The sequence below is a fragment of the Kordia sp. genome, assembly GCF_965283645.1.
GTDB lineage: Bacteria > Bacteroidota > Bacteroidia > Flavobacteriales > Flavobacteriaceae > Kordia.
On the sequence record NZ_CBDIPG010000001.1, the window covers coordinates 3,571,122 to 3,597,483 of the forward strand.

At 33.2% G+C, this 26,362-nt stretch carries 19 protein-coding genes; 7 read left to right on the forward strand and 12 right to left on the reverse strand.

Going from position 1 to position 26,362, the window contains the following annotated elements:
• The first annotated feature begins 1 nt into the window (after nt 1).
• Nucleotides 2-1,360 carry an HlyD family secretion protein gene (locus tag ACQ654_RS15670; RefSeq protein ID WP_430411287.1) on the forward strand — a complete coding sequence of 453 codons (1,359 nt, stop codon included), beginning with the start codon at nt 2-4 and terminating at the stop codon, nt 1,358-1,360.
• A 74-nt stretch (nt 1,361-1,434) separates the two neighbouring features.
• Here ACQ654_RS15670 and ACQ654_RS15675 read toward each other — a convergent pair whose 3' ends face one another.
• The 10 genes from ACQ654_RS15675 to ACQ654_RS15720 form a co-directional block, all read right to left on the reverse strand.
• Nucleotides 1,435-1,689, reverse strand: coding sequence for a hypothetical protein (locus tag ACQ654_RS15675; RefSeq protein WP_430411288.1), 255 nt, complete (start codon nt 1,687-1,689; stop codon nt 1,435-1,437).
• A 66-nt stretch (nt 1,690-1,755) separates the two neighbouring features.
• Nucleotides 1,756-2,031: a class I lanthipeptide gene (locus tag ACQ654_RS15680; protein WP_430411289.1), complete on the reverse strand. Its 276-nt coding sequence runs from the start codon at nt 2,029-2,031 to the stop codon at nt 1,756-1,758.
• Nucleotides 2,032-2,091: 60 nt separating this feature from the next.
• Nucleotides 2,092-2,388 carry a class I lanthipeptide gene (locus ACQ654_RS15685; protein WP_430411290.1) on the reverse strand — a complete coding sequence of 99 codons (297 nt, stop codon included), beginning with the start codon at nt 2,386-2,388 and terminating at the stop codon, nt 2,092-2,094.
• 174 nt (nt 2,389-2,562) lie between these two features.
• Entirely contained in the window at nt 2,563-2,799 is a 237-nt protein-coding gene (locus ACQ654_RS15690) for a hypothetical protein (protein ID WP_430411291.1), read from the reverse strand.
• A gap of 86 nt (nt 2,800-2,885) precedes the next feature.
• Nucleotides 2,886-4,598: a tetratricopeptide repeat protein gene (locus ACQ654_RS15695; protein WP_430411292.1), complete on the reverse strand. Its 1,713-nt coding sequence runs from the start codon at nt 4,596-4,598 to the stop codon at nt 2,886-2,888.
• Between the two features lie 267 nt (nt 4,599-4,865).
• Nucleotides 4,866-5,783 (reverse strand): thiopeptide-type bacteriocin biosynthesis protein, encoded by a 918-nt coding sequence (locus ACQ654_RS15700; RefSeq protein WP_430411293.1) that lies wholly within the window; start codon nt 5,781-5,783, stop codon nt 4,866-4,868.
• Nucleotides 5,776-8,031 carry a lantibiotic dehydratase family protein gene (locus ACQ654_RS15705; protein WP_430411294.1) on the reverse strand — a complete coding sequence of 752 codons (2,256 nt, stop codon included), beginning with the start codon at nt 8,029-8,031 and terminating at the stop codon, nt 5,776-5,778. Before ACQ654_RS15705 ends, ACQ654_RS15700 begins: the two co-directional genes overlap by 8 nt.
• Nucleotides 8,032-8,038: 7 nt before the next feature.
• Complete coding sequence (locus tag ACQ654_RS15710) at nt 8,039-9,256, reverse strand: lanthionine synthetase LanC family protein (protein WP_430411295.1); 1,218 nt, start codon at nt 9,254-9,256, stop codon at nt 8,039-8,041.
• A 137-nt stretch (nt 9,257-9,393) separates the two neighbouring features.
• Nucleotides 9,394-10,209, reverse strand: a complete 816-nt coding sequence (locus ACQ654_RS15715) for a tetratricopeptide repeat protein (protein ID WP_430411296.1) — start codon at nt 10,207-10,209, stop codon at nt 9,394-9,396.
• On the reverse strand, nt 10,206-10,763 hold the full coding sequence (locus tag ACQ654_RS15720) for an RNA polymerase sigma factor (RefSeq protein ID WP_430411297.1): 558 nt from the start codon (nt 10,761-10,763) through the stop codon (nt 10,206-10,208). The genes ACQ654_RS15715 and ACQ654_RS15720 overlap by 4 nt, the downstream gene beginning before the upstream one ends.
• Nucleotides 10,764-10,927: 164 nt before the next feature.
• On the opposite strand from ACQ654_RS15720, the gene ACQ654_RS15725 reads away from it, so the two are divergent.
• The 3 genes from ACQ654_RS15725 (at nt 10,928) to ACQ654_RS15735 (ending at nt 19,158) form a co-directional block, all read left to right on the forward strand.
• Nucleotides 10,928-14,584 carry a T9SS type A sorting domain-containing protein gene (locus ACQ654_RS15725; RefSeq protein ID WP_430411298.1) on the forward strand — a complete coding sequence of 1,219 codons (3,657 nt, stop codon included), beginning with the start codon at nt 10,928-10,930 and terminating at the stop codon, nt 14,582-14,584.
• A 108-nt stretch (nt 14,585-14,692) separates the two neighbouring features.
• Nucleotides 14,693-16,018 (forward strand): S8 family serine peptidase, encoded by a 1,326-nt coding sequence (locus ACQ654_RS15730; RefSeq protein WP_430411299.1) that lies wholly within the window; start codon nt 14,693-14,695, stop codon nt 16,016-16,018.
• Nucleotides 16,019-16,461: 443 nt separating this feature from the next.
• Nucleotides 16,462-19,158, forward strand: coding sequence for a CHAT domain-containing protein (locus tag ACQ654_RS15735; RefSeq protein WP_430411300.1), 2,697 nt, complete (start codon nt 16,462-16,464; stop codon nt 19,156-19,158).
• A gap of 93 nt (nt 19,159-19,251) precedes the next feature.
• On the opposite strand, the gene ACQ654_RS15740 is transcribed toward ACQ654_RS15735, so the two are convergent.
• Nucleotides 19,252-20,190 carry an NAD-dependent epimerase/dehydratase family protein gene (locus ACQ654_RS15740; protein ID WP_430411301.1) on the reverse strand — a complete coding sequence of 313 codons (939 nt, stop codon included), beginning with the start codon at nt 20,188-20,190 and terminating at the stop codon, nt 19,252-19,254.
• 298 nt (nt 20,191-20,488) lie between these two features.
• Here ACQ654_RS15740 and ACQ654_RS15745 point away from each other — a divergent pair, with 298 nt between their 5' ends.
• The 3 genes from ACQ654_RS15745 to ACQ654_RS15755 all read left to right on the forward strand — a co-directional run bounded on the left by ACQ654_RS15745 (nt 20,489) and on the right by ACQ654_RS15755 (nt 23,905).
• Nucleotides 20,489-21,145 carry a hypothetical protein gene (locus ACQ654_RS15745; protein WP_430411302.1) on the forward strand — a complete coding sequence of 219 codons (657 nt, stop codon included), beginning with the start codon at nt 20,489-20,491 and terminating at the stop codon, nt 21,143-21,145.
• Between the two features lie 75 nt (nt 21,146-21,220).
• On the forward strand, nt 21,221-21,742 hold the full coding sequence (locus ACQ654_RS15750; protein ID WP_430411303.1) for a nuclear transport factor 2 family protein: 522 nt from the start codon (nt 21,221-21,223) through the stop codon (nt 21,740-21,742).
• Between the two features lie 96 nt (nt 21,743-21,838).
• Nucleotides 21,839-23,905, forward strand: coding sequence for a M13 family metallopeptidase (locus ACQ654_RS15755; RefSeq protein WP_430411304.1), 2,067 nt, complete (start codon nt 21,839-21,841; stop codon nt 23,903-23,905).
• Nucleotides 23,906-24,016: 111 nt separating this feature from the next.
• Here the strand turns inward: ACQ654_RS15755 and ACQ654_RS15760 are convergent, their stop codons facing one another.
• The gene (locus ACQ654_RS15760) at nt 24,017-26,299 is read right to left on the reverse strand and encodes a M28 family peptidase (RefSeq protein ID WP_430411305.1); all 2,283 of its coding nucleotides are present in this window, start codon (nt 26,297-26,299) and stop codon (nt 24,017-24,019) included.
• Nucleotides 26,300-26,362: the final 63 nt, after the last annotated feature.

The following is a 26,362-nucleotide window of genomic DNA, read 5'->3' on the forward strand; positions in this document are numbered from 1 at the left end:
TATGGCTAAGAAGAAAGAAGACAAGAAAGAGGAAGAGAAGAAACAGGAAAGACGCAAAAAAATCAATGACCTGGATGAAAGATCAGATCAGGTCAAGGAAATATTGGGTCAGGCACCAAACTGGGTAATCCAATGGGGAATTTCGGTAGTATTCATTATTATAGTGATGTTTTTAGTAGGATCGGCATTATTGAGCTATAACGATATTATTGGAGCGCGTGTGACCATTACTTCGGAAAATCCACCAGCGCATTTAACGGCAAAAGCTTCAGGAAAACTGACAAGTATTTTTGTGGAAGCTGGTCAAAAAGTAGAAGCAGATCAAGTATTAGCGGTTATTGAAAACACAGCTAATTATGATGATGTATTGTTTATCAAAAACAAAATTGAAAACTTTGTGCCTGATTTAACAGACTTTGATTCGTTGAAGTATACATTTCCTTCTAAATTGAAACTTGGGCAAATACAGATGGCTTACAATTCGTTTAGAAGAGAGTATTTGTCGTATTTAAATTATAATATTCAAACACCAGAGAAAAGTCAGGTAATTAACTTGCGTTCACAAATTATTACGGCACAAAACCGATTAAATAATAGAAAAACCGAGCTTTTTATTTATGAAACGGAATTAGAAAATGCAAAAATTGATTTCGAATCGCAAAAACGATTATACGAGAAAGATGTAATTACACGACAAAGATATCAGCAAGAAGAAAATAAATATGCTTCTGCAAAGCGAAGTTATGAAGGTTTACAATCGTCTATAAAAAGCGAAGAAAGTTCCTTATTAGCATTGCGAAACAATTTAAGACAAGCAAGTATTGGCGATAAAACTTCGTTTTTATCAACGGATCAAAACCTAGAACAAGCCAAACAAGATTTAGAAAATCAAATAATTCAATGGGAACAACAGTTTGTATTAAAATCGCCCATAAAAGGAGAAGTTACCGTATTTGATATTTGGTCAAAATACCAAAACGTAACTATTGGACAAGATTTATTCACGGTGATTCCTAATAACATTGACGGAATTATTGGAAGAGTTACGATTCCGGTGCAAAATTCTGGTAAAATAAAAATAGGACAAAGTGTGCTTATCAAGTTAGACAGTTATCCATATCAAGAATGGGGAAGTTTATCAGGGGAAATTATCAATATTTCAGGTGTTCCTCAATTAAGTACACAAGGTGGTCCAGCAATGTATATTGCCTATTTAAAAGTAGAGACACTTAGTAGTTCTTTTGAAAAGCCAATTGATTTTAAACAAGAAATGGAAGGAACCGCAGAAATTGTAGTTGAAGAATTAACAGTAATGCAACGAATTTTCTATCAGTTACGAGAAGTATTTAGCAGAAAATAAATTCATGATTATAAATAAGTTTAGTTAACACTAAGAAGCCTCAAACAGTTTAATGTTTGAGGCTTTTTTATTATTTAGCATGCAAATAAGCATGATAAAATAGCTTGTGTATTACATGTAGGATTTTGTGTGCCACAGTTGAAGCCACTTCCGCCGCCGCCAGTACCTGGACAGTTATTAGCAGTAACATCACATCCATCAATAATTCCTGTAAAAATACATTGAGGATTTGTAGATTCCACTCCACCTTTAGTGTTTAACGAGTTTAATTCTGCAATTCTTGATTTTGTTAAGCTTAATTTGTTTAATCCTAATTTTTGTTTTTTCATGATTTAAATATTTTTTGGTTTATAAAAAATACAATCTGAAAGACTTTTGGGGAAGACTATCATTTTTTAACAATCTTCAAAGCACGAAATAAGTTCAACTCGTGTTTGGCAATTGTTAGTGCCACAATTATTGGTTCCGCATCCGTTAGTGCCACCACCACAATGGTTTGCTGTATTACAATTTTCGGTTACATTACAACCATCATCATAATATCCTGTTGCAAGACAAAATGGATTTGTAGAAGCGGTATTCCAACCACCTTTAGCATTTTGCGTATTCAATTCTGCAATTCTTGATTTTGTTAAGCTTAACTTGTTCAGCTCTAATTTCTGTTTTTTCATGATCTATAATTTTAGTTATTAAAAATACAGTTGAATAAATTTAGGGAAAACTATACTAGATTAGCACGCTTCGTAGCATGAAATAATTTGTCTTGTTTGTGTTGTACCGCAATTACTTGTATCACAATTGTTCGTCCCGCAACCATTTGTCCCACAGTTGTTCGTCCCACAATTGTTTGTTCCGCAATTATCTGTTCCACAGTTATTTGTTGCAACACAACCTGGGTCATAAGGTCCTGTAATGATACAATGTGTGTTTGCAGATTCATTACCTCCAATTACATTTGTAGTATTCAATTCTGCAATTCTTGACTTTGTTAAGCTTAATTTGTTTAATCCTAATTTTTGTTTTTTCATGACTTATAAATTTTTCAGTTAATAAAAAATACAATCTTTAGGCAATTTGAGGAACACAACTTCATAAAGATAACGAACAAACTAAAAAAATCATATGAAACAAATGTTAAATAATATAAAAGCCTTCACGGTGCGTGTGAAGGCTTTTAAAAATATTATATATGTTAAGTTAGTTTAGTTTCCGACTATATCATTACCCTTTATGGCAATTCCTGTTCTACCTGTTCTACCTCCATTTGTACCTGTTTGACATGTGTCATCCAAAAGTGTATCTAACGTATATGTAATAGGAAATGTAACCGGAAGTGTTTGAATATTTGCTCCTTGAGCAGGTAATGCTCCAGCTATGATAGTATGAAGATTTCCTATTTTGGAAATTTTTACTTTCTTAAGTTTTAATGACCGTTTCATAAAATATATGTTTAGTTAACACTATAAATATCAGAAAATTTTAGCGAAATACCGCAATGTTGTAGTGATATTTTATAAAACGTCACTTATGTATCTTTCTGATTTTGAAGGCTTTTTATGTAGTATGATGGGTACATGCCTGTTTGTGCTTTGAAGGCTCTGGAAAAGGTTTCCGAACGTTTAAAGCCAAATTCCTCAGCAATAGCTTTGATGGTATACGAGCGTAATTTATCATTATTTTTTAGCTTTACTAAAGCAGTATTAATTCGCAGCTCAGAAAGGTAGGATTTAAACGATTTTTCTTTATAAGTATTAATTACGTTTGATAAATACGAGGTATTTGTTTTTACTTTTTTGGCAACGTAGCCCAACGTACAATCTTGTCGTAAATACAATTCTTTTTCTTCAAATGTTTCTAAGGCTGTTAAAATTTGAATTGCATTTTCGTCTGTAACAGGATTGTTACTTTCCTTTACAACAGTTTCAGGAACAACTTTTTCTTTGGGTTGTTCCAGTTTTTCAATAGTTAATAATAATTGTTGAAAACGAATTTTATTTTGTTTTTGTTTGCGTTTATACCAAATAAAGAATCCCAGAAGCGAAAGCAATAATATAATAGAAGCACTATATAAATAGTTTGTATACTTTCCTAAAGAATCGATTTCTTCTTGCAATGGAACAATATCATATTTTTCATGAATTTTATTATTGAGTTGCATGTTAATGCTATCATTTGCTCTATCTAATTTTGCATAATTATTAAAGTTTTCTTTTGCTTTTTCTGAATTGCCAATTTCTGTATACGAAAGATGTAGCAATTCATGAGCTTCTTTTTGATCCGAAAAAACAATATTGTTATTTACAGCAACTTGAATTGCATCTTCTAAATATTTGATAGCTTTAGGATAGTTTTCTTGTCCATAATAACTTTTACCTAAATAAAAATAGGGAGTTAATAATTGGTCATCGCTATTTACACTCAAATAATAACGCTCCACTTTTTTCGAAATTTCGATAGCTTTTTCATACTGTTTTTGCTGATATTTAATAATTGCATCATTCATAAGAAGCAAATGATAAAACAGTGTAGATTCCTTTTCGCTAGATATTTCTAATGCCATATCATTATATATGGCAGCCTCTTTAGGATTTTTGATTCGCAAGTAACAATCGGCAAGATTGAATAAAACTTGTTTTCTATACGTTTCTTTTTTTGGATCGGAAGTTTTAATAGTACCTAAAAGAGCTAAGCTTTCTTTGAACATAGAAATAGCTTCATTATGGTCTTGATGTGTTTTTTTTAGGTAAGCTATGTTAATATCAACTACAATTGTATTTAGTGGGTTGTCAGTTAAATTAGCATACTTTTTAGCAATTAAGTATTCATCAAGTGCAGAAAAATCTTTTTCGGTTTCAGATAGAATATTGCCTCTTAAATTGTGGTTTTTGAAAAGCAGTAAGTTGTTTTTTAATTTTTTGGCAATACGAAGTGATTCTTCAATTCCATTTAATGCTTTGTCAAATTCTGCTATATAATTATTGGAATACGCAATATGGTAAATTGACCATGCTATTCGTTCTTGATTGTTTTCCTTTTTAGCAATGTAATTAGCTTCCAACGCGTAGATTTTTGCGTCATTAGCGTTTCTGAATAATGCATTTTCATACAACTTTGTTAACTCGTCATACGATTTTCCTTGAAGCGAATCGTTCTGTGCATGAAGCGAAAAAGAGCACAAAAAAACAGCAATACTAAATACAAGGGAAAATAATGTGAAAAATGATTTTTTAAGTTGCATAGGTTAGGTTTCAGTGGCAGTAAACTAACACAAGTATAACGGTTTTATATGTAGAAAAAAAATAAGTAGGATAAAACACGAATCTTCTAGGATGAACTATTTACCATAAAAAGTAGCTGTCTTAAAAGCTAAATAAATCGTCAAACCGAATTTGATTCAGTTTCTCATCACAATTGAAAATTAGTTTGATGAGATTCTGGATTGAGTCCAGAATGACGTTCCTAAGAAACTTTTAAGACAGCTATTTTTAAAATATTAGCAAAGAATTTACTTCTTCTGCTTGTTTTTATTTTTATTCATGTGCTTTTTACGCGCTATCATTGATTTGTAGTAACGATATAAGAAATCGTAACACACCATTTCATGAATACGGTTTTTAGATTTGAATAATCTGTTCATTAACATGTGCAAATAACTTCCCATAAGGTCGTTAAGTGGCATCATGAGCGTATCGTCTTCTTTGTGTTTTAAAATAGCGGCGGCAATATCTTTGATGCCTTCTTCTTTTTCTTTTAACACATCTAAGATTGGTTCGTAATCTGGGTTTTCTTCTGCGGTAAACACCATAAATTCCTCGATTTTTTTACGTTCGGCACGGAATTTATCATCTAACTGCTTTTTTAACGGTCGTCCCATACCAAATTCGTTTCCAAATCCAGTTTTTAAACGATCCATTACTTCTAGCTTTTCATCATCGTTGTAGCCATAGCTTGTTAAGTGTGAATCCATTGCTCGGATAGAGAATAGCCAACGCAATTCTTCCCCTTCATCACCTTCAATCATGTCTATAAAATCGACCATCATTTTACTATCGTGGTAAAATAATTCTTCTCCTAACACCATGGTATTCATTCCATAGCGTTCTATTTCTCGCTGATACGTATCAATTTGAATTTTATAAATTAAATCTTGATCTATAAATTCTTTAAACTTTGGATACAATCCGTTAATGATCATTCCAACATGTTCAGGTTTTGTATAGTGAAAACGAACTCTTACATGATGTTTTGGATCTGCATATCGTATAAAAAACCATTTATCGATAATATTATGTTCAATTAGCTGTTCTGCTATTGGCTTTATAATCTCCGTTAGCACAGCATCTGAAGTTTTTGGTCCTGTATATATTTTATAATACAGCCAACTATCTCCTAAAATAAAATTTCTTTGTATTTCGTTATTCATTGGGCTGATTGCTTTGAGTTAATTTTTGTTCGTTATAAAATGAAACTACTACTTGATTTGTGTAGTATTCTTTACCTTCTTTTACGACTCCGCTTTCGCTGAATAGGAATTCGGTTAGTTTAAATGCGCCTCGTTTGCTAACGGTATCTAGTAACATGCGTACAGAAGTAAGATTGCCAAAGTTTACAAGCAATTCATTATCTCCATCAGCCAACATTACATATTGAGGAATTTTTAGACTATCTCTCAATGTTTTTATTTCGGCAGTTAATTTATCATTGTCGTTTTTACTTTTTAGTAAAGGTTCAATGTGACTCTTTTTTAAGTTCCAAGTAGCATCACTTAAGATAAGATTGTTAAACTCTACACGTGGTACAAATGCAAAATCACCTGAAAATGGTCCTAATCCGAAACCAACTCCACCTCTTATTCCTTGTGTTTGCATATCTGCCAAGAAGTGATAAATTGGCAATGAATTTGCAGAGTAATTGTGGGCGTTTGTTAAGTGCGGAACAACTTCTTTGTTGTACTTTTTAGAACGTAGTAATACTTTACTATGATTTTTTACAGAAACCATTAAATCATCAATAGGAAGTTGATCTTCTTCATCCTTGATGGATTTTGCCAAGTATGGAATTTCATATTTACGTAAATCTGGACGCATTAAAATGTTTCCAACGCGCGATTCTGGTAAATGCACAATTTCTGCTAAGATTTTATCTTTGTTCATCTCAGCTTCCATGTCTGCCATTTCTTGCGTATAATCAAATAGTTCTTGATCTCCATGACAAAAACGACCTAGTAAGTTTGCCGCACTAGATCCGCCACCACCGCTAAATTTGATTTTGTGTTGACCATCTTCGCCATCTAAAATTTCAATCATACATGACATCGTATCTGGAAGATCGTCCCAATTTAGATCATAGTCTTTAAAATCATCAGCGTTTAGTGTAATTACATAATCATCATTTTTAAATGCATCAATTAATTTTTGTTGCATAAAACCATTAATTGAAGACCAACGCACTTCCATCATTGGATTTTTTGCTTGTCTTCCAGGAATCATGATGTTATCTACCAACGGATTTACGTCTCCTGCACCTTGATCTTGTTTGTAACCAATTCCAATTTCAACATCTAACGCTGTAGAAAGTGGTACTTCACGTTCTTCAAATCGTTCGTGAAAAGCATCTCTAAACTTTGTAAGCGTTGTCGTACTTTGTGGAAAAGTAAGTCTGTTTAGCAATGCATATCCTTTTTGAATATCATCAACTACAGACTGACTTAGTGTATTTTTTGTGTTTTGTAAAACCATGTCCGTTTGGAACATGAACTTTAATTCAAAATCAGTGTCTAATTGTTGTAAAAATTCACTTAATTCTAAGTAAACGCTAGGATTATTTCCTATAGATTGATCAATTTTTGTGATTTTTTTATCAGCTTCTTTTAATGCTTTTAAAATATCTTCAACACCTTGCAAGCGTTCTAATACATTACAAATTTGATCTAAGAATTCTGGTCCAGAAACCGAAGGCTCTAATTCGCTAATTAGCAACTGACTTGATACCAATTCTTCAATGAATTCCGTAGCTTCTTCTATCGAAATTTCATCGTCAACTAATAGAGAAGCAAGTTGCGAGAGTGAAGCTCCATGTGATGCTTTTTCTAACACAACAGCCAAGTATTCAGTATCATCAACCGCTACAATGTGGTGATGTCTTCTACTGTTGAAATATTTGTATTCTATATAGCGTAATTGTGGTCCGGCTTTATAAATACTTGAGTTTGGAAAGAATAAAAGTTGTTCTCTAATTTTTTTATTCGTGACCAAATCTTGCGAAAGCGCTACCAAATAGTTCATATCCAATCGGGTATGACGTTTGTTTTGCGCTGAACCTTTGAGCTCTATAGCTGTTTCTTCACCAAATTCTCCTACGGAACATCCTGCAAATAGTCCAAAAGGCGTACATCTTGACGACATTCTGGAAATATATTTTAGGATTGAATAGCGTAGTTTTTGTCCTTTCTTTGGATCTTCTTTTTCACCTTCAAGCCATCTGTTCATTTCTTCAAATAACGATGGTGAAGCTAAGAATAAGGCTTCTCTAACTACAGGGTTTTCACAAACTGTTTTAAAGTCTTCATCTGAAATCTCAGTCTTGGCAGTCAATTCTTGATAAGAAGAGAATGAGAAAAGCGGTGTTCTTAATATATATTTTGAAAAATTCTTGTATGGATTTTTACTCATCTGTTTTTTAGCTTATCATTAAACATTCATCCCAATTTGTATCGTAGTCTGCTAAGTAATCAAGGATTGAAAGTCCAATTCCTGCAATTCCTTCTAATAAGGAAGTTTCTGCTTCCCAACTTTTGTCAACACCTTTCCATTGTTTGTATCCGGCATATCCGTCTTCATGAACGCCTCTGTCAATTCCGTCTTGAATCCAGAATTCGAAAGCATCTTTAAATACTTGGTCGCCAGTTTCTTTGTACATTCTTAAAAACATTTGTGCATTTCCATACGAACCATGACAGAGGCCAGCGTCTCTTACCATGCTATCCTCTTGTGCAGTACGTGCCGCAGAATGTTTTAAAACTTCTAACGCAGTTTCACCAAGTTCTTTATCGTTTAACGTTTTTGAAGCATACCAAAAACGCATGGCAACACCTAAGTCGCCATAACACCAAGCCAATCGGCTTTGTCCATTTTTGTCTTCTTCTTTGCCAGTTACCCAACTTGGATATACAGAAAATGGATTTTCTTCTTCCGTTTTGTGGCTTTTAATGTAATTGATGGCACCTTTTAACATTGGTTCTGATTTCGCTTTGAAATCGTCATATACATGTAGTTTCGTTAAGATTCCAACAATACTTGACATTCCGTGCGATAAACTTAAGTTGTATCCTCTTTCTTTCGTTTCTATACTCAATTCAGATTCCCACTTTAGCATATCATCACCTTCTTTTTCAGACAATTCATCTAACAAGTCCATGAATTCATTTAAGAAGTTCTTGTACTTATCTTTTAATTCATCAGATTTTGTATTTCGGTAACGATTTAAGAAGTAAAAAGCATATCCAATGGCACCATGAAGGAAATCATAATTTCCGTTTTTCATGTCAGTTACCATGAATGTGTGTATGTATTGGTCTAATTCTGGAAGCAAATCGTCATTGTCAGCATCCATAAATTCTTCTTGTTCTAAATGATCTAAAACCCAGCCTGCGCCAGCAATACCGGTACAGAATGTAGGATAACTGTAACCTTCGTTTATTTTATCAATGCAACTAGTGAGCATTTCCACACCTATATCGGCATGATCGTCTATATCAAGATATTTTGAATAGTAAAACTGAAATAAAGAGATGCCGCCAAGTCCAGCAAGCACTCCTATTTGTGTTTCTTCAGCATATTTTGATTTGATAATTTGGTCAATTTCTTTTAACTTTTTTTCTAATAGCTCTTTATTCATAATTTTTAAGTAATTCGAGTTTTGGTCTACCTCAAATTAAAGGCTTTTTTTGCTGTATTACAAGTGTATGAGGGACTATAAACGCCAAAAACGCAAATAAGTCCTCGAAATTTATAAAAATGAGGTTGATTTTAGATTTATTTTAACTTTTTCAGCAATTTTTGTGCCTTGTCAAAATTGTAATTAGCAGGATTTTGAACTAAAATTTCAAGTGTTTGTTTTGCTTTTTCAGCATCGTTTTGTTTTAAATATACAAGTGTCAAATACCAATACGCTTTATGATTGTCAATAGCATCACTATTTTTTAGTTGATGAAACGTTTGTATCGCTTCGGAATACTGTTGAAGCTCTAATTGTGAAACACCAATGTACAACACCGCTTTAGGATTGTAAACTTGGTTATTGGTAGTTGAAGAGAAAAGTGCTAGTGCTTCTTTATAGTTTTCTTGGGTAAATAACGTTTCTGCTTTTATTAAATTAGCTTTGGTCGTGTTAGCAATTCCTTTGTCTTTAAAAGATGGTAAAGTACTCCAATTATGATATTGCTCAAAGGCGTCATTCGGTGAAAGCGATTGCATAAAAGAGAAGTAAAACAATGTACATATGGCGGCAACTGCAATTGCTGACGATATGTAGTAAAAATAAGTTTTCTTTTTAGGCGATTTTTGCACACGATTTTCCTGTTGAATTGCACGTATTTTTGTAGATACATCCACAACATCAGCCGCTCTAAACTGTTGCGCAAGCTCTTTTATTTCTTCTACAGAAGCTGTTGTGGTGACTGTCCATTTAGCTTCATTATAAACACCTTCGAGTGTTTTATAAGTTTCTAAAAAAGACGCAAGTTCAGCATCACTTTGAAGCAATGTTTCAAAGGCTTTTTTTGCTGTTTCATCCATTTGATTGTTCAAATATGACGCAATCTGGGCATAAGTTTGATCGTCAAAACTCATAATTTCTTTATTTTGGAAAACTTAGCGTCTTCCTTAATTAGCTTGGTTAATTTTGCTTTGCATTTAAACACACGTTGTCGGGCAACTACTTTTGATGCATATGAAAATGTTTCTACAATTTCGTCATACGGAGTTCCATTAAACAACAGTGTTAGCACCTTTCTACAATTTTCGGAAAGCAATTGAAATTTTTCAATATACAGTTCCCATTTTTCTTGTTCGAGTAATGCAAACGCATTTTCTGTTTCTTCATTCTTTAGTTCAGCAACTTTGTTTTTTGTTACCCGTTTTTTATTTAATTCTCTTCTCCAAAGATTTTTGCAGGTAGTAAAAAGATAGGCTTCAAAGGAAGATTTGATAACTAACTTTCTGTTTTTCAGACGTACAAACAATTGAATTAATGCATTGTGAAAAACATCTTCAGCATCGGTAGCGTTGCCTTTATTTTGGAACACAAAGGTTTTGACTTTTGAAAAAAACTGGTTATAAATTTCTTTTAATATTGTTTCGTCTCCAGAACGAAGTCCTTCAATAAAATAAGTATCATTTGACATAAAAAACAGGGTTCACTATAAGCTGTTCTAAAATTAGTGAAATAAATCGGGTAACAAAATTTCTTACGCCGAACTATCTCATAAGTCGACTTATTTACTAGGTGACATCCGAAAAGCCTAGCACCAGAATAGAGTAGGAAATAACCAAAACCAACATACAAATCATGAAAAAAGTTATTTTGAGTATGTTTTGTTTGCTCTTGATGAGTTCTTTTCTATCTGTTAGAGCTCAAGCACAAGTTGATCAGTCAGTACGACAGCAACAAATGCTTCAAGAAGAACAAAAAGTAAATACATACATTAAAAAAAATATAGATAAGGCACTTCCAATAAGTGTGAAACAAGAATTTATTGAAGGATTCAACAATTCTGAACATGACATAAAGTTTAACCAACTTTCTAGTGACGAACAAAAAAAAGAATTACAATCTTTTAAACAAGGATATTTACGATACAAGTATTTTAGCGAAAAACCTGAAGCTTGGATTCCATACCAAGCAGAAGCAGAACCAACTTGTATAAACGGAAGCTTTGAAGATGGTAACTTTAATAACTATCAAGGAAATACAGCTTTTGGAAATCCTGGAGGTTATGTAGGAAACCCAGGAGGAGAATGCAATGCTATTCCAACCACCGGATTTGGTAACTACGCATGGACTCCAAATAATTTATTTACTACGAGTACAGACAATTTTGATATTGTAGGCGCAGGAAATGATCCTATTGTAGCGGCTGGAGGACAAACACTAAGTATGATAAATCCTAACAGTCCAACAACAGGGAATCAATTTGCCGCTAGAATTAATGGACCAAGACCTTTAGTGAATCCTACGAATGCTCAGTTTGGTCAATGTTGGGCAGACAGAGGAATTAATAGATTAACAAAACCAATTACACTTACAGAAAGTGGTATACAAACAGTTCGTTTTTACTACGCATTGGTTGCGGAGTTTCCTAATCATACCAATGCGAATCCAATTTTTGTTGCGAGAGCTTTAGATGGAAATAATGCTGAATTGGATAGGTTTTGTGTTGTTTCAAATCCAGCAGGAAATCCATTTTTTAATCAAATTAATAATATAAATAATGGTTGTCCTTTAGCGCCTGTATTATGGCAAAATTGGACGTGTGCCGAATTGAAAATATCTGGAGAAGTAGGAGATGTCATAAATTTAGAATTTATTGTTGCAGACTGTGGAGCTGGAAGACATTTTGGTTATGCATATGTAGATGATATTTGTGCAGATGAATGCTTGCCAGGTTCAGACTTTCAAGGAAGTATTCGTTTAAATGAGTTTGATCCTTGTGAAGTTGATTTTCCGTTTGATGTATGTGCAGATTTTACCTTACCAGAATTAAACGGAGAAACAGGAACACTTTCTGCAAATAATACCTCATTAGATATTTTACAAAACGGACAAGTTGTAAACACCTTAACAAACGGAGTAATTACAGGAAATACAGTATGTTTTTCGGTAAATCCAAATGATTTTCCTGGTCAAGCAGGAGGTTATGATTTTCAGGTAAACGCTACGTTTGGCATTGCTGGAGAAACACAAAGTTCAGACGATGTACACACAATTCCAGGTCAAAATAATGATTACATTTTTAACAATCCTGACTGTTGTGATATTGATGCAGTAGTATCAAACATTATTTGTGACGATCAAGGAACCACGGATCCTAGTGATGATACTTGGTCATTTGTACTTACTGTAACAAACTCTTCAGGTACTTTTTGGAGAGCAACAACACCAGATAACGATGCCGGAAGTTACAATGATCCAAAAACCATTTACATGGGATTAATCTCAGATTATACTGCTGGAATAGCAACTTTTACGGTTTTTGATGATGCCGACAATCAATGTTCTACAGATGTGTCTATCAATGTTCCTGAAGCATGTTCTCCACCTTGTAAACTTGAAGTTGAGGTTGAAGTAGGTGCATGTGATGACAATGGAACTCCATCTGATTATTCGGACGATTTCTACAACGTTACAATTACAGTAACTGGAACAAACGGATTACCTTGGATGGCAAAACAAAAACTGGAAAGTAACGGATCGGAAACAGTGATTTACAATGGTAACAATGATGTTGTAAACTTACAATTAGGACCTTTTGATGTAAGTGATGGCGATTGGACCTTATGGATTGGTCTTACAGATTATTTCGATTGTTTAATAGATACATTCATTGCAGTACCAAACTGTTGTAATGACGAACCAGTAATTGTTCCTTATTGGCAACATCCAGATTGCCCAGAAGTAGTATGTACTGCTGATCAATGGCCAATACACGTGTTAAGTAGTGATGGTTCAACAATCACAAATGGATTTGGAATTACAGTTGTTTGGGATAACTTAGATACACAGGCAAATGAAAATCAGATTCAAGACTTTATCTATGCTTCGGCAGAAGAAAACTGGCAAGCAACAATTACATATCCAAATGGATGTGTTTACATTGTTACCTATTATGAAGATTGTTGTGATGAGGATATTTACATAAGAGTATTAGAATGTCCTACGGATGACCAATTACAAGCGCATCAAACTGCATTAGAAAAAGCAATGGAAGTTGCTTCAGCTAGTCAATCTGTTGCAAAAAACACCAATGATCAAAGTGCAGCACAAGCACAACAAGCGCAGATTCAAGATGAGTTAAATACGCTAAAAGCATACATGGAAGCTCGTGCCAATAGTAATGGAGAAGATTGTGAACCTTGCGAATTAGGATATGTATTCATTCAATTAGTAGATGCTAATGGAGACGAAATAGATATCAATGACTATGACTCATTTAGTTGGGATCATAACGGTTCACAAGCAACGAATGCAATATTCGATTTACCAATGGAAGATGGACCAGTGTGTTTTACTGCTACAAAAATAGAATATGGTAAAGAATGTGTGTATCAAGATTGTTTCTTCTATGAATGTGAAGAAGAATGTTTATGTGACGAGCTAACTCTTGGAGACTTAAATGTATTTGCAGTAAATGATTGTTTATACTCAATATCAGCTAGTTCAATTGTAAATTGTTCTTCTGATCAAATTGCGAATGAAGAATATAGTTTCACCATAAACAATGGAGCACCAATAACTTCAAGTGGAAATGGAATCTATCATACATTCACAGCAAATGGAGAATATGATATTACAATGACATGGACAGTTACGGACATTGAAGGATGTGAAACAACGGTATCTATCTCTGAAACCGTAAAAATAGATTGTATTGATGATCCAGATCCATGTGATGTTGCTACCGATTTACGATTCGATTGTAGAAGAGCTGGCATGAGTTGGACAGGCGATCCTTCACAAACATATATTGTTCAAGTTAGTTGGGACGCATGTTGTAAGCCTTTAAATCCTCCAACAGCAATACAATGGGAAGTTACTGGTACATCTACACAATTACCTTTCATTAAAGAATCTAACTGTTTCAGTTGGAAAGTTGGAATCAAATGTAAAGATGAAATACTATGGTCAAAAGAAGATTGTGTAACTTGTTATGGTCCAAGAAAACCAAATGACGATGCCGCAGTAGCTGTGAAAACTTCTGCGAAAATTTCGCCAAACCCGAATGACGGTAATATGAATATCGAAATTTCAGGACAAGACAAAACAGACTTTACAATGAAAGTATATCGTTTTGATGGAATCTTGATCAAGGCTTTCGATACAAATCGTATTGAAAATAAAAATACAACCATATCTTGGAATGGAAAATCAGTATTAGCACCAGGAATGTATTTCTTTGTGATTACTACCGATTCAGAAACCATTACGAAGAAAGTTATTATAAAATAAAAAGTAAAAATAATGCAAGAGAATTCCAGTCAATTTCGGTTGGCTGGAATTTTTATCATACCTAAACCATTATTATACACTTAGTATTAATTTAAACGTAAAAAAATTATGAAAAAAGTATTAGTATGCTGTATTGCCCTATTATGTATCATTTTGTATGCTTGCCAAACAGAAACACTACAAATTGATGAAACAGCAAAAACAACAAAAACAACCGAAGATTTACTAACAGCACAAAAAGGAGGTTTTTCAAACTCACCAAGTAATGAACTAGTTATCTTATACCCAGAAGGAACAACCGAAGCTGAAAAGCAATTAAAAAGAGATGAATATAGTATAGAAGAATTTAAAAAATGTGAATGCGCCGATCCAAACTTAGAACTTTGGATTTTTGGAAAAGAAGAAGCTGCCAATGGCGGCTTAGAAGGTAAAAAAGTGCTTTCAGAATCTGATGAAGACTTAGAAGGTGCAGAATACAATCCAAATATAAAAATACAAGAAGAGATTTTTATTGATTATGCAGGTATAGCAAGTAGTGCTGACGGAATGGTGAAACGTGTTGCTGCCAATCAAGGAGTTACAGTTGCGGTCTTAGATACAGGAATTATGTATGATTATCCAGGGTTTACACAACCTTTTCTCTATAATAGTGATCAAGATGCTTGCTACAACAATGGGCAAACCGAGTTATTTGGTTGGAACTTTGTTGAGGATAATAACAACCCTTATGACAATCATTACGGACGACATGGTACAATTGTAACCAATTTAATCATGTCTAAAATGGATGCCGCTAATGTAAACTACCAAATACTACCAGTAAAGGTAGCCAACCGAAGTGGAAACATTCGTTATTTTGATGCTTTATGCGGATTTCAATATGCCGCTAACAAACAAGATGTAAAAATCATTAATACGAGCTTTGGATGGTATTATCATGAGCGTGAATTATTGCAAAAATTTATTGATGATGTAGAAGATAGAATTCTTGTGATAAGTTCTGCTGGAAATCATGGAATTAATAACGATGAAATTCCACACTATCCATCGTCATACGATACTGAAAACATAATTGCTGTTGCTGGATTAGGAAGTACTCCTGGATCTAACAATAACAATAACTACCATGCATCTGTAGTGGATGTAGCAAATCTACCAAACGGAAACACCAATTCCTTCCTAGCAAGTTTTTCCAATAGAGGCGTAACATCTGTAGATATTGCAGCACCTGGCGAACAAATTCCTTTTATGTATAATAACGAGACAATATATATAGACGGAACATCTTTCTCAGCAGCTCTAACTTCAGGATACGTAGGTTCATTGTATACAAACGGAATGTCTGCAACAATGATGAAATCGACATTATTGTCAAATTGTGTTTATAATCCAAACTTATACGAGATAAAATATGCCAAGCATATTCCTCAATAGTATATAGTTTAAATTAGGTTTAGGTAATCTTGCATTTAGACTATTCAAAAGAGGAGTGTAACAACTCCTCTTTTACCTTAATGAAACTCAATATTGAGAAGTCTGTAAGACGTACACACTATTGTTAGTTGAATTAATCCCGTTGCATACGCGATCTTGTGTAAAATAATTAAATTATTGCTTTTTATTCTAAACCATCATCTAGCTTAGTAGTAACTTTTTTAACATCATCACTGATTTTGGTAGAAATCTTAATTAATACTTTAAATTGTTTTAATTTAAAATGTATTGTAAATTTTTCATAAGTTTAAATGTTTAAAAATTAAGATGATAAATGTTTTTTTAGCTTTATAAAGTCTCTAAAATAATAACTCACGAAGTCTATGTTTATTTCATATAAAAAAATCAAGCTACTATTTCTTGTAATTGCTCTTTTTCATTCCTTGGGAATACTAAATGCACAAGAGTTGGAAGTGACAAACTATTATAATGAACGACTGGAGCAAGTAGATTTGAAACTACATGAAAGAGAGGCGTTATTAGATAGTTTATTACATATTGAAAATGTTAATATTGATCAAATAGGTTTGGCAAATATTTACTACGAGTTAGCAAAAACAGTTTCTCAAATCGACTACAAAAAAGCAATTTTTTATTCAGAAAAAGCACAAGAAATAGCGTTAAAAATTAATAATCTTCAAGAAGAAGTATTTGTAAAAAACCATAATAATAAAGTGCTTTTTTATTACAGAGATAATCAATTTAATAAAGCGTTAAAAGAAGCTGAAAAATATTTAGATACTTATACTAATACAGATGTTAGACTAGGTAAATTGTATAGATTGATAGGTAAAATATATATAGACTTAGGAGATTTTCAACAATCTATAGATAATTATGATAAATCAATCTTTATTTTAAAATCATTTGATGATTACAAAGAGCTTTCTAGGACATACATCAGTAAATTAAGACTTCTTATCAGTTTTTTTGACGACTCATATTCAAAAGATATTTTAGAAATAAAAAAAGAATTGGAATCATTACAAGAAAAATTTGTAATGAAATATAAAAATAGAGCTGCAATAAATCTAAATCTTGCGGTTTATTACGATTATACAAATCAATACGAAAAAGCTATAGGAGAATATGAAAATGTGTATAATTTGTCATTAAAAAATGAAGACACAATAGGAATGGCTAAAAGCTTTATAAATCTGGGTAGTATTTATGAAGAAAATAATCAATTAGAAAAAAGCAAACAATATCTAAACCAAGCAAAAGAATTTACACAAGATGATTTTTTTCTAAATTCATCTATCTCCAACAATCTAGCAGATATTTATCAAAAAGAAAACAACCACCAAAAAGCATTAATTCATTACCAAAAAGCAATTACACAAGCATTACAAATTAGTGATATAGCGTATCAAAAATTGCCAGCATTTCAAGACATTGAATTTTCGTCAAACAAAATAGATGTTTTAGGATATTTGATCGACAAAGCAAACGGTTGGATTGCTTACTATGATGCCGAACAAAATCCCGAACATCTCGAAAATGCACTAAAAACATTTACACTTGCCGATAAGTTAATTGATATTATTTACGTAGAAAGTCGAGAAGATTTATCAAAGCTTTTTTGGCGAAAAAAAGGTGCTACTTTCTATCCAAAAGCAGTAGAAGTTTGCTTCCGTTTGCAACAACCTGAAAAAGCATTCTTCTTCATGGAAAAAAACAAAGCAATATTGTTACTGGAAAATATGACAAATGCCAATGCAAAACGCTTATCTAAACTTCCTGAAAATATCTTAGAACGTGAGCAATATCTTATCAAAGAAATAAAAACATTAGAATCTGAAATTCAAGAATATACAAGCAAAAAAGGCACATTTGTTGATTCATTAAAAAACAATGTATTCAAATACAAAAAAGAATACGCCACTTTTATAGATTCGTTAGAAACAGAATTTCCAAAATACTACAACTACAAAAAAAACATCAATATTGTTACGCTTGAAGATGTACAAAAACAACTTAAAAAAGATGAACTAATACTGCAATACATTGTTGGACAAGAAAAAGGATTTGTTACGTTGTTATCTTCATCAACTATTCAATTAAAAGAGTTGCCAAACACTAACAAACTCACCAAAATAGTTACTACATATAAAGAGGCTATTTCGAAACCTTTTATCAACAAAAACGATAAAAACACCTATACAGAAACGGCTAAAAAGTTGTACAAACAATTGATTCCATTTGACAATTCAGAAACGCGTTTAGCACAAAAAAGAATCACCATTATTGCAGACGGAATTTTACAATACATACCGTTTGAAGCATTGCTAAATTCCAAAGATGAATACCTAATCAAAACTGCCGAAATTCACTATAACTATTCACTTTCTTCAGCGGCACAATCGCGACAAAACAACACAAAAATTCCTAAAAACTTTATAGCAATTGCACCAACAAAATTTAAAAACGATCAATTTGGCGCGTTGGAAACAAGTACGGCAGAATTAAAACGCTTAACAAACATCTTTGGTGCCAATCATTTTCAATATGAAAAAGCTACAAAAAAACGGTTCACGGAAGCATACGGAAACTACAAAATAGTGCATTTATCCACACATGGCGGCATCAATAACACAATTCCTTGGATGGCTTTTTATGACGAAAAAATGACGCTTGATGAACTCTACTTTACCAAAAATCAATCAGAATTAGTCGTGCTAAGTGCTTGTAAAACTTCGGATGGCGAACTCAAAAAAGGTGAAGGCGTAATGAGTTTGGCAAGAGGATTTTTCAATGCAGGCGCAAAAAGTGTGGTTTCTTCCTTATGGGATATCAATGAAAAAGCCAGCAATGACATCATTCAAGAATTCTACAAAAATCTTGTAAATGGCGATACAAAATCGGAAGCATTGCAAAAAGCCAAATTAACGTACATTCAACAAAACAAAAACACAAGTGAAGCGTCTCCATATTACTGGAGCGGATTAACCATTACAGGTGATGTGCGCCCAATAAACATGCAACACAACAACTTCATATACTATAGTTTTGCTGGTATATTTTTAATACTAATTGGTGTGTTTATTCGAAAAAGACGTCAAAAAAAGAAAGCAGTATAAGGAAGAAATAATAAATTTAAAATGCTAAATGTAAAAGTTGCAGTTTTCCACAACTCACAACTCACAACTCACAACTCATAACCCAACATCCAATTATTTCAAATTCGTAATCATTTCAGAAACAATAGCTTTTGTGTCAAAACTAGCTGTCCAATTCCAGTCTGTGGAAGCAGTAGTATCATCAATACTTTCTGGCCAACTATCGGCAATTGCTTGTCTAAAATCGGGTTGGTAATTAATGGTGAAATCTGGCAACAACTCTTGAATTTCTTTCGTTAACTCTTTAGGTGTAAAACTAGTTGCCGCAATATTATAAGACGATCGTATTTTTACTTCCGTAGATTTGGCATTCATAATATCAATTGTAGCACGTACGGCATCATCCATAAACATCATTGGAAGCATGGTATCTTCTTTTAAAAAGCAGGTATAAGAACCATTTTTAATAGCTTCATGAAAAATTTCTACGGCATAATCTGTAGTTCCGCCACCAGGTTGTGTTTTCCAACTAATAATACCAGGATAGCGAATACTTCGAACATCTACACCATATTTTTGATGATAATATTCACACCAACGTTCGCCCGAAAGCTTACTAATTCCATACACAGTAGACGGATCCATAATAGTATGTTGAGGTGTATCTTTTTTAGGAGAATTTTTACCAAAAACAGCAATGGAGCTTGGCCAAAAAACCTTCTTAATAAGTTTGTCTTTTGCTAAATTGAGTACGTGCAACAGTGAATTCATATTCAAATCCCATGCAAGTTCAGGATTTTTTTCCGCTTTTGCAGAAAGTAATGCAGCCATCAAATACACATCGGTAATTTGGTGTTTTTCAACACACGCTTTAATACTTTCTTTATTCGTAGCATCAAGAATTTCAAAAGGACTATTTGCAAACACTTCCAGATCACTTTCTCGGATATCCGAAGCAATCACATTTGCCGCGCCATAGGTAGTTTGTAAAGCGGCAGTTAGCTCTGTACCTATCTGTCCGCAGGCACCAATAATTAAAACTTTTGTAATCATCAAAAAATAATCAACTACGTCAGGACAAGTCCACAAGACATTTATAAAGAATCTATACTCGTATAATGAGGCAAGCCTCACAGCATTTTAAATCTCGATTGTCGAGTAAAAAATGATTACAAATATAGATAAATCTATTTCTCATTAATGTGAAAAATGAAATTAAATCGCCAATCTTTTGATAAATTCATAAAATACAACACCTTAGGTTGGTAAACTTTGTTAAAAACACACTCAAACTTAAAAAACTAATTATATTTGTTTTTGATTCGTTAACAGATCAGATTGTAAAAAATTAATGAAAAAAGTTATTACATACATACTCGTCATTTGTACTTTTTTTGCCTGTACAGAAGAACAACAAAAAACACGTGAAGAAGCTACACAAAACAAAGAAGAATTTATAGCAAGAAATAAATTGAACATTCCCAAAAAAGGAAAGCTCAACGATTTAAATGCAACACAAGCGAAATTAGTACGCGATTGGGTAGAATTTAAAACCATTAATGAAAACATGAAGCTTGTAAATACAAGTTCGCGTTTTTCCATTGTTGAAGATTTAGGACAATTAGCCGCAAACATAGATGCTATTAAGGACAAGCAATTTCCAGACGATTTAGACATCATGCAAATTCGTAGCCGATTCTTGGTTTTAAAAACTAAAGCACTCAAACTTCAAGATGATGCTGGTGATGAAGGTGTAACAAATGATGCTATTGCAAAAGAAATTGTAGAAATGAATCATGTATTTCATGCCATATGTTATCAAATACAACAAGCCTCTGAAGCTAACATAGATCCCAGAGAAATCCTTGGAAACTCACTAAACAATGACTCTACGAAAGTTGAAAAACCAGAAAAAGAAGTCTTTAAATCTACCATTAGTGAAAAGCCAAAACCGAAAGTAAAACCAAAAAAAGTAGTACAACAACAAATACAATCCGAAGAAAACTAATCTGTGAAATAAGCATAACAATCTATATGATTATTAGCGAATTCCATCTGACACAAACCCACTAAAACCAAACAGATGAAAAAATTACTAGTAGTACTCACTATTCTAACTATTACAATTTCTTGTAATACTGAAAAAGCCAGAAAACAGGTAGAAGGTTTTCGTGCAGAAAAAAGCAAAAAAGTAATCAATGAAGTTTTAAATGCTTGGCACAAAGCTGCGGCAGATGCAAACTTTGAAGCGTATTTTTCTAAAATGACTGATGATGCTATTTTCATTGGAACTGACGCCACCGAAAACTGGGAAAACAAAGCATTCAAAGAATTTTCAAAACCATATTTTGATAAAGGAAAAGCGTGGAGTTTTTCAGCGTTGGAAAGAAACGTATTCATCTCAGAATATGGAGATATTGCTTGGTTTGACGAGCTTTTAGACACACAAATGGAATTATGTAGAGGATCTGGAGTGCTCAAAAAAGTAGGCGATACTTGGAAAATTTCACATTATGTACTATCAATTGCAATTCCAAATGATAACGTTCCCGAAGTTATAAAACTTAAAAAAGAGAACGATTCTATCTTAAAATCAGCCTATTAAAATATCTTAAATAAATGTTAATGTGCTATATAATGGTAACATAACACATACTTTTTAGTCTAAATTGCGTAGAACTAACTTAAATACAATCAAAAAATGAAGAAAAATAATTTAAAGTGGGCACTGTGTCTATCCGCAGGTGCTTTTCTTTTCTCTTGTGAAGGAGAAAAAAAAGAAACAAAGACAGCCGAAGCTGCAAAAATTCCCGGAATCAACTTAGAATATATGGACACATCTGTAAGTCCAAAAGATGATTTCTATACCTATGTAAATGGAAAATGGATGGAGACTACGGAAATTCCAGCAGACCGAACTTCTTGGGGAGGATTTGGAGTTTTACGTAAAAAAACAGATGATGATGTATTAGCAATTCTTGATGAAGCTGGAAAAAGCGGAAAATATGCATCAGATACAGATCAAGCGAAAGCGTTAATGATCTACAATACAATGTTGGATACTGTAGCAAGAGACAAAGCAGGAATTACACCATTACAGCCAGCACTTGATGCCATTGCAGGAATCAAAAACATGAACGACTTGCAAACGGTATTTGCAACAATGCCAATAGAAGTTGCGACTCCTTTTCTTGGAATATCTGTATTTCCAAACTTATCAGATAGTAGCATGAATGCTCCGTATCTTACCGCTGGTGGATTAGGATTGCCTGAAAGAGATTATTACTTAGAGCAAGATGACAAAGCGAAAGAAATAAGAGCAAAATATGTAGCGCACATTTCACGTATGTTACAATTCTTAGGTGACGATGCTGCAAAAGCACAAAAAGATGCAGAAACAATCTTAGCATTAGAAACAAAACTAGCTTCACCAAGATTGGATAAAGTGCAAAGCAGAGACATGCGTAACATGAACAATCCAAAATCAATTGCTGAATTGAGTGAAATGATGCCAATAATTAATTGGGATAAAATGTTTACAGACTTAGGAACAAAAAAGTTTGAAACAATCATCATTACACAACCAAAATACATTGCAGCCTTACAAGAAATTTTTGCAAACACTAACATTGAAGACATTAAAACGTTAATGCGTTGGTCTACACTTAATAGTTCTGCAGGGCAATTAACAACTGCAATTGACAAAGCAAACTGGGAATTTTATGCAAAAGAATTAAACGGAGCTGTAAAGCAACGTGACGCAAAAGAAAGAGCATTAGCAACCGTAAACGGAACAGTTGGAGAAGCAATAGGTCAATTATATGTAGATGCAAAATTTCCGCCAGAAGCAAAAACGAAAGCTGAAAAAATGATTGCTAACGTAATTGAAGCTTACAAAGGACGCATCCAAAACTTAGATTGGATGAGTGCTGATACAAAACTAAAAGCAATTGAAAAATTAGACAAATTTACCGTGAAAATTGGATATCCTGACAAATGGGAAGACTATTCAACAATGGCAGTAAAAGAAGGAAACTCTTATTACGAAAACATGGTTGCTGTTGGAAATTGGAATTTAAAAAAGAACTTTGCTGACATTAACGAGCCAGTTGATAAATCTGAATGGGGAATGTCGCCGCAAACAGTAAATGCATATTTCAATCCATTAAACAATGAAATCGTTTTTCCAGCGGCTATCTTACAACCACCTTTCTACAATTATCAAGCAGATGATGCTGTAAACTACGGTGGAATTGGAGCTGTAATTGGACATGAAATTTCTCATGCTTTTGATGATTCTGGAGCACGTTTTGATTCAGATGGAAATCTTAAAAATTGGTGGTCAGATGCCGATTTAGAGCAATTTACAAAAAGAGGAGATGCATTAGCGGCACAATATAGCGCTATTGAAGTATTAGACAGTTTATATATCAATGGTAAATTTACGTTAGGTGAAAACATTGGAGACTTAGGTGGAGTTTTAGGTGCTTATGATGGATTACAACGTCATATCAAAGAAAACGGAAGACCTGATAAAATTGATGGTTTCACAGCAGAACAACGTTTCTTCCTTTCTTGGGCAACCGTTTGGAGAACAAAAATGAGAGAAGAAGCATTGCGTACACGTATCAAAACAGATACGCACTCACCAGGACAATACAGAGCATATGTTCCATTACAAAATATCGACGCTTTCTACGAAGCATTTGGTATTAAAGAAGGAGACAAAATGTACTTAGCTCCTGAAGATAGAGTTCGTATTTGGTAAACACCAAATCATTATAAAAAACGAAAGCCTGAATGTATGTTCAGGCTTTTTTTATTTCTCCATTTTTTGAGAAATCTATAAATTATTAATAAGATGTTTTAACTCTTTATTCTAAAACCGAATCGTTTTCTTCACCAAAACAGCATCATTAAGTACAAACGGACGCGGCATCATATTGTTAGCTCGCGCTGGAATTGAAAACAAAGGATTCGTCATCAAATCAAAAGAAGCTTCATAAATAATAAACTCAGGATGTGCATTTGGAGCTGTCGTAAACGATAATTCCAACGGTTCATTATCCGAAACATAATAACTCACCAAACGTCTTCGCGTGTTATATTCTTCGTCAGTTGTAAGTCCGTTAATCGTTAAAGAAGTTAATAGTGATTTACCTCCAAAAACTTCAATTCTATTTACAGTTCGTTGTGGAATAATCTTTACATTAACATGTCTGAGATTGTTATAAATAGTATCTTTTGTCGTTTCTATAATTGGTATTGGAATCTGTTTTGTTGGTGCCGTTTGTGTAAACGTATATCCAGATTGATACTTACTATCCATTACATCTTTTGCTGTTGCCACATTCGATTCATCTTTGATATAATTTTTTGTCCAATCGTCTAATTTAAGATCATAAGTATTCCAAGTTGCCGTATTTTTATCAGCATCAAGCTCGTATACCAAACTATTTGGTTTTTGCTGTGTTTCTGTAAATCCAGATTGTGCATGTGCTACAAAAAATGTAATTATAGTCACAAAAAAGAATACGTATGCTGTCAGTTTTTTACGTTTATACAATCCGAAAACGGGCATTAATAAACCAAGAATCAACGTAATAAGTAACGCAACTACAACAATAATTTCCAAGCCCAATCCGACAGGAAATAATTTGATAAAAGGAACTAATATCAATATGGCAGGAATTCCTAAAATCGTAAGAATAATTGTAAACGGTCGTTGTTTTTCTTTGGCAATTAAACATAATAAAGATATCAAACTTAACAGTATAGGAATGCTTATAAAACTTGCGCCATCTAAATACAAAGCGGAAAGTACAGCAATGAAAATCCAAAAGAATAAAGGTGCAATTGTTAAGTTGGCGGCCGTGATATTTTTTCCTAATTTATGGTAACTATAAAAAGCAATTCCTAATGATAGAAATGCAAACATATAAATATAGGTATACCCATTATAGGTAAATCCATGTTGAATTTCTGCATAATGCGGATACAACCAATTGATAAACATCCAACCTATAATAGTGGCTGTACAACTGATGGCAAGTGTTGCTAAAAACGGTAAAAAACCTAACATGATTCCTTTTAACGTCAAGGTTTTTTTAATGATACCATAGGTAATTAAACCAATAAAAATGATTACAATTAGAATTAGCATCGGGAAAATCCAAGAAAATGGATAGGTATGAAATCCGAAAGGTGTATTAAAATAAATCAAATCTTCGGAAGTGGTCATTTGTGTCAAATCTTGCTTTGAAAAATAATCAAGCAACGGCATTAAATAACTTCCTTGATGTGACAATGTGTTGAAATCTAAATTCTCAACAGTATCGTTTTGAGTGTGATAATCATAATGATCGTCAATAAACGCAAAGTTAAATCCTTGAATGTTTCCATCTTCTCTAAAAACAGTTAAATCTGTATCATTTGGAAGCATTTTGTAGATACTATACGCAAGCGAATTTCCAACAGGATATTGCGGATTAGCATCTTTAAATGCTTTGATAAGTTTGGCATTGCCGTCATTAGTTTCCAATAACATAATACTTGGTCCGCCACTTCCGCGTGCTTCAAAATTTAAAACCAAACCAACATCTTTTGCCCATGGATGTTCATTTACAAACAATTCGGCACCATTCAAACCAAGTTCTTCACCATCGGAAAGTAATAAAATAATATCGTTTTCGGGTTGTTCATTTTTGGCTAAAAACGCTCTAATTCCTTCCAGAATTGTCGCAACTCCACTTGCGGCATCACTTGCACCAACTGCTGAATGTGGATCACTATCGTAATGTGACAATAATAAAAGTGCTTTGGAGTTGTTTTTTCCTTTAATTCGAGCTAAGACATTTTTAGGTTTGGAAATATTCCCCCAATTGTCAAGTGTAAAACCTTTTTGAATTTCTGGCTGTAGCCCTAATTTTTTAAGTTCAGTTACAATATAATTTCGAACTGTTGTATGTGCTTTTGAACCTACGTAGTGCGGCTCTTTGGCTAATTCATTGACATGTGCAAAGGCACGTACCGTAGAAAATTCAGTTTTTGGCACTTTTCCTTCCGAAGTTTCTTGTGGCATTGACATCTTGAAACTCAAGTAGGCAGTCAACGCAATTAATAAGAAAGAAAGGAACGTATAACGAGGTTTTAATGTGTTCATATGGTAACTGGTTAAGTTGTCTAAAATTAAGAAAAACTAAACAGTAAATTGTAAGGAATTGTG